This is a genomic window from Bacillus sp. JJ722 (genome assembly GCF_036963345.1).
In the GTDB taxonomy this organism is placed as follows: Bacteria; Bacillota; Bacilli; order Bacillales; family DSM-1321; genus Bacillus_AD.
In genome coordinates this window covers 1-5,368 of sequence record NZ_JBALMO010000369.1, presented here as the reverse complement: position 1 = coordinate 5,368, position 5,368 = coordinate 1, and the positions used below count along the sequence as shown (strand labels likewise).

Here is a 5,368-nt window from a genome sequence, read left to right as displayed (position 1 = left end):
GTCGCTCTCAATTCGGAATGCATCTTCCTCAAACTTCGGTAATTGCCCTGTTCCTGTCATACTAGAACGATTTACCATATATGGAGGCATTACCTCTGTGTAGCCATGCTCTTCTACGTGTAGATCTAACATAAAGCTAATTAGAGCACGTTCTAAACGAGCGCCTAGCCCTTTATAGAATACAAATCGGCTTCCTGTTACTTTAGCTGCTCTTTCAAAATCAAGAATTCCTAGTCCATCTGCAACGTCCCAGTGTGGCTTTGGTTCGTAATTGAATTGAGGAATGTCTCCCCATGTTCTTGCAACCATGTTATCATCTTCGCTATCACCAACAGGAACACTCGGATGAGGGATATTCGGAATAGATAACATTAACTTTTCTAATGATTCCTCTACTCCACGCAATTCATCGTCTAATACTTTTATCTTATCGCCCACTTCACGCATCTCTTTAATCACATGATCAGCATCTTGTTTTTCACGCTTCATAATTGAAATTTGTTGTGAAACCTCATTACGACGACTCTTTAATTCTTCTGTTTCAATAATCAATTCACGACGTTTACGATCTAACTCTTCGAATTGATCCAAACTAGATAAATCTTCACCTCTACATTGAAGGTTCTTCTTCACTTCTTCAAAGTTCGCACGAACGTACTTCAAATCCAACATTCTAAACTTCCTCCTTCTTGTTAGTACATTTAATTAGTTTTAGGGTGAAACTTGATTAAGTGAAACTATAAATAGACAACAAAAAANNGGGACGAGAGTTACCCGCGTTGCCACCCTAGTTAAAAACAGCATAACACTGCTTTTCACTTAAAAGAATAACGGCTTCTTAGCCGAAAGTATTTAATAGCCTATACTAGGCGTTCCACACTTCACTCAAGGACGGATTCACACCATTTTATCATCGGTTTGCACCAACCACCGACTCTCTACAGATAACAATATGTGTTACTACTTCCTCTCAATGCTTTAAAGTATATTAATTTAGTTTTCAATTTACTATATTTCTTTCCTAGTTGCAACCCTTTTATGCACTTCTACAAAAAAACCTTCCTATCACAAGATAGAAAGGTTTCACTTTATTTTTACCTATAACCTGCCACATGGCTCTACCATTAAAAAGGACAGATAAAATTTTTATTATTAGAACCAGCCTTTTACCATAGAAGAAACGCTATCCCATACATCACCGAAGAATCCACCAACTGCTCTCATAGATAAAACAAACCAGTTTGCTTTCTCTACATCTTCTGCAGCTACTAAATCAACGCTCGCTAGCTTTTCACCATCTTTTGTTAAGAAACCATAATCATTTTTTTCAGATTGTACAGTCACATAACCGATTTTCTCACCTTTTTTGATTGGAGCCGTAAGCTCACCATCTTTATTTAGTTTCTTCTCATCGATTACGACTACAGGTTTGTAGTCTTTCGCTGTACCCTTTTCAATCACTAATTCAATTGCTTTGTTTGTTTTCAGTTTTACTTGATCTTCTTTACCTTTATCAACAGCAACTGTACCTTGCTTCTTAGGTTGATAATTTTTCTTTAATACTTCTTCTGTACCAAAAGTACTGAATGCATAATCAAGAATTTTTGTTGTATCAGTAAAACGCTCATTTTTTGAAGTAGACTTCATAACAACTGATATATATCTTTGATCGCCTCGTTTTGCCGTAGCTGTAAATCCATAACCTGCAAAATCTGTCGAACCTGTTTTTAATCCATCTACACCTTCATATTCAAAGATTAAGCCTGGTAACATCCAGTTAAAGTTTGGATATTCTTTACCATCTTTAAATTTCAACTTAGGCATGCTTGAAGTTTCTAATACTTCAGGGAAATCACTTAATAAACGGAATGCAAGAGTCGCCATGTCATGAGCCGTCATAACATTTTCCTCATTAGGACCCCCAGCAGGAATTTGACCTAATAAGTTACTATTATTTAAACCGCTAGAGTTTACGAATTTATAATTTTTCATTCCTAATTCTTTAGCTTTTTTATTCATTAAGTCTACAAAGTTCTTTTCACTACCAGCAACTACTTCTGCTAAAGCAACTGCTGCGGCATTTCCAGAGAAAATTGCCATTGCTTGATATAGTTCTTTAACAGTGTACGATTCACCTTGAGTTAAGCCGATATTTGATAAACCTGGCGCTTTTGATAGATTATGAATATACTCATTAATTACCACTTTTTGATCCCAAGTGATTTTACCTTCTTTAATTGATTCAAGAACAATATACTCTGTCATCATTTTTGACATACTAGCAACGCCAAGTACTTTATCCGCATTTTTTTCATATAAAATTTTACCTGTTTTTGCATCTAATAGGATGGCAGCTTCTGCTTTTAATCCCAGAGGATCATTTCCTGATGCTTGAGCAGGCTTTACATTTACCGCGAATTGAGAACATACAAGTGTTACAAGTAACGTGAAAATCAGAGTAATCTGACTGATTTTTTTCAACTTTCCATACCTCCACTGCAAAAAAATTATGTAAAATGTTTCTCTTATTTTTTCGTTCACACTTTGTCTAGTTTAGCACAAAAAAAACAAAAAAAATAGACAGAGAAAAATCACTCTGTCTATTTTAGTTCTTTATAATTACAAGGAATAGTTCGGTGCTTCTTTCGTAATTTGAACATCATGTGGATGGCTTTCTCTTAAACCAGCACCTGTCATACGAACAAAACGAGAGTTTTCTCTTAACGCTTCTAAATTCGCTGCGCCACAGTATCCCATACCAGCACGAATTCCGCCAATTAATTGGTACAACGTATCAGCTAAAGGTCCTTTATATGGTAAGCGTCCTTCAATTCCCTCTGGAACGAATTTCTTATTATCCTCTTGGAAATAACGATCTTTTGATCCTTTTTCCATTGCTCCTACTGAACCCATACCACGATATACTTTAAATCTTCTACCTTGATAAATTTCTGTTTCACCAGGGCTTTCCGTTACACCTGCCAACAAGCTACCTAGCATAACCACATGTCCACCAGATGCTAACGCTTTGACAACGTCACCAGAATACTTGATACCACCATCAGCGATAATTGCTTTACCATGTTTTCTCGCTTCAGTAGCACAGTCATATATAGCTGTAATTTGCGGTACACCAACACCGGCAACAACACGAGTTGTACAAATTGAACCAGGTCCAATACCGACTTTAACAATATCAGCTCCAGCTTCATATAAAGCTTTTGTAGCTTCTGCAGTTGCTACATTACCTGCAATAATATTCAATGTTGGGTGAGCAGCACGGATTTCTTTAACCATGTTAACAACACCTGATGAATGTCCATGTGCGGTATCTATAACAATTACATCGACATTAGCTTTAACAAGTGCTTGTACACGCTTCATTGTATCTTTCGCTGTACCTACAGCAGCACCCGCAAGTAGTCTTCCTTGGCTATCTTTAGCAGAGTTCGGGAACTCAATGACTTTTTCGATATCTTTAATTGTAATAAGTCCTTTTAAGATACCTTGATCATCTACAAGTGGTAATTTTTCAATTTTGTGCTTTTGCAGGATTTTTTCAGCTTGCGTAAGAGTTGTACCAACTGGAGCCGTAACTAAATCTTCTGCAGTCATCACTTCGTGAATACGCATTGAATAGTCACTGATAAAGCGTAAATCACGATTTGTTAAAATACCTACAAGCTGCTGTTCTGTTTCATTATTTACAATTGGTACACCAGAGATACGGTATTTGCCCATTAAATGCTCTGCATCAAATACTTGATGATCTGGTGTTAAGAAGAATGGGTCTGTGATAACGCCACTCTCAGAACGCTTTACTTTATCTACTTGTTCAGCTTGTTGTTCAATCGACATATTCTTATGGATTATGCCTAGGCCACCTTGACGAGCCATAGCAATTGCCATATCAGCCTCTGTTACTGTATCCATTCCAGCACTAATGATAGGAATGTTAAGTTTAAGTGTTTCAGTCAAGTTAACAGAAAAATTTACATCCTTGGGTAAAACATCTGACTTTGCAGGGACTAACAAGACATCATCAAATGTTAATCCTTCTTTCACGAATTTATTTTCCCACATACTTTTACCCTCCCGATTGAAAATATTATTAGTAGGTTATCAATTGGACAAAATACTGTCAAGAAAGAATGAAAAAGTTTGATTTTTCAAATTTTTCAAGGAGGAAATAATAAATGAATAACTTAAATCAAATTTGGAGTACTATTTCCCTTTTCTATTCTGCTTCAACAACACAAAAATATTTAAAGTCCTGCTATCAAAAACAGGCTCATAAAGATAGTGAATTACTCAGCTTTCAAAATTGTCCAAAATTCATGTATTACTTAGAGTGTGCACAAACTTATTATAAACAAGCGCAATCAGCTCCATTATCTATTCAACCCGTACTTTTATTCTATGGGTATATACAATTAATGAAGGCTTGCCTGCTAACTGTAGATCCTAACTATCCAATCTCTACTTCATTATTAGCTCATGGAGTTACAACTAGAAAACGAAAAAAACAACAATATGAATTTTTAAAAGATGAAGTAAAAATTCAAAAAAACGGTCTATATAGTTACATGAGTGAGAAACTTTTTCTAACAAAACAAATCGAAGGTGAAAAAGTGGTGATGAGCAATCTTATTGTTCAAATACCTGAACTCCATAGTGAATTATTATACTTTAAAAAAACAACTGGCTTTCCTTTAACCAATATTACAGCAACAACTTATCAAACAACCAATAAAATATTGGACACATTACATTTTAGTGCTGAAAGACTTCAGGAGTTTTTTGCAAAAACCTATAGCATATCAATAGAAATCAAGGAAGAGCAGCAAAAGCTCTATTTCCAAACGAAACAACCTTTTTCTTACAACTATGATAATCCATTTCGGTATAATCTTTTCACCGATCAGTTTCATTGCTCCATTTCAAAAAATTCTAATTGCGTTCCTTTAGGTGAAATGCTTATACACTATTTATTACTTTATAACTTAAGCATGATTGCACGGTATGAAACAGAGTGGTGGCTAGACCTTATAAAGACGAATCCAAATGAAGACTTTCCAATTATTCAGAAATTTCTCGATATGACATTGTATAAAGGTCCTTTTTTAGTAAGTAAGTGGCTTTTAGATGAAAATGAATTCTTATTTATGTGAAGTCTTTTATACATTCCTTTTCTTCAATATCACCACCAATAAATAAATGGCAACTATAAAAAAGACCAGTTAAAAATATATTGCTATATCATTAACTGGTCTCATATACTTTTATTTTTTTAAAGGATCTTATAAATTCGTTAATCCAACAAAATTAATACCATCAGATAAAAAACTCATAAAAAAAGACCAGCTAA

Annotated in this window: 3 protein-coding genes, 1 pseudogene and 1 other annotated feature; of the genes and pseudogenes, 1 reads left to right on the top strand and 3 read right to left on the bottom strand. The window is 34.9% G+C overall.

Going from position 1 to position 5,368, the window contains the following annotated elements:
- The 3 genes and pseudogenes from V7014_RS26240 to guaB form a co-directional block, all read right to left on the bottom strand.
- Positions 1–672, bottom strand: a pseudogene (locus V7014_RS26240) (serine--tRNA ligase); the annotation flags it as partial.
- A gap of 84 nt (positions 673–756) precedes the next feature.
- Positions 757–983: a binding site (T-box leader), on the bottom strand.
- Between the two features lie 169 nt (positions 984–1,152).
- Positions 1,153–2,481: a D-alanyl-D-alanine carboxypeptidase family protein gene (locus V7014_RS26235; protein WP_335511924.1), complete on the bottom strand. Its 1,329-nt coding sequence runs from the start codon at positions 2,479–2,481 to the stop codon at positions 1,153–1,155.
- Positions 2,482–2,619: 138 nt separating this feature from the next.
- On the bottom strand, positions 2,620–4,083 hold the full coding sequence (gene guaB / locus V7014_RS26230) for an IMP dehydrogenase (RefSeq protein ID WP_335511922.1): 1,464 nt from the start codon (positions 4,081–4,083) through the stop codon (positions 2,620–2,622).
- Positions 4,084–4,196: 113 nt separating this feature from the next.
- Here guaB and V7014_RS26225 point away from each other — a divergent pair, with 113 nt between their 5' ends.
- Positions 4,197–5,171 carry a YaaC family protein gene (locus V7014_RS26225; RefSeq protein ID WP_335511920.1) on the top strand — a complete coding sequence of 325 codons (975 nt, stop codon included), beginning with the start codon at positions 4,197–4,199 and terminating at the stop codon, positions 5,169–5,171.
- The last annotated feature ends 197 nt before the right edge of the window (positions 5,172–5,368 follow it).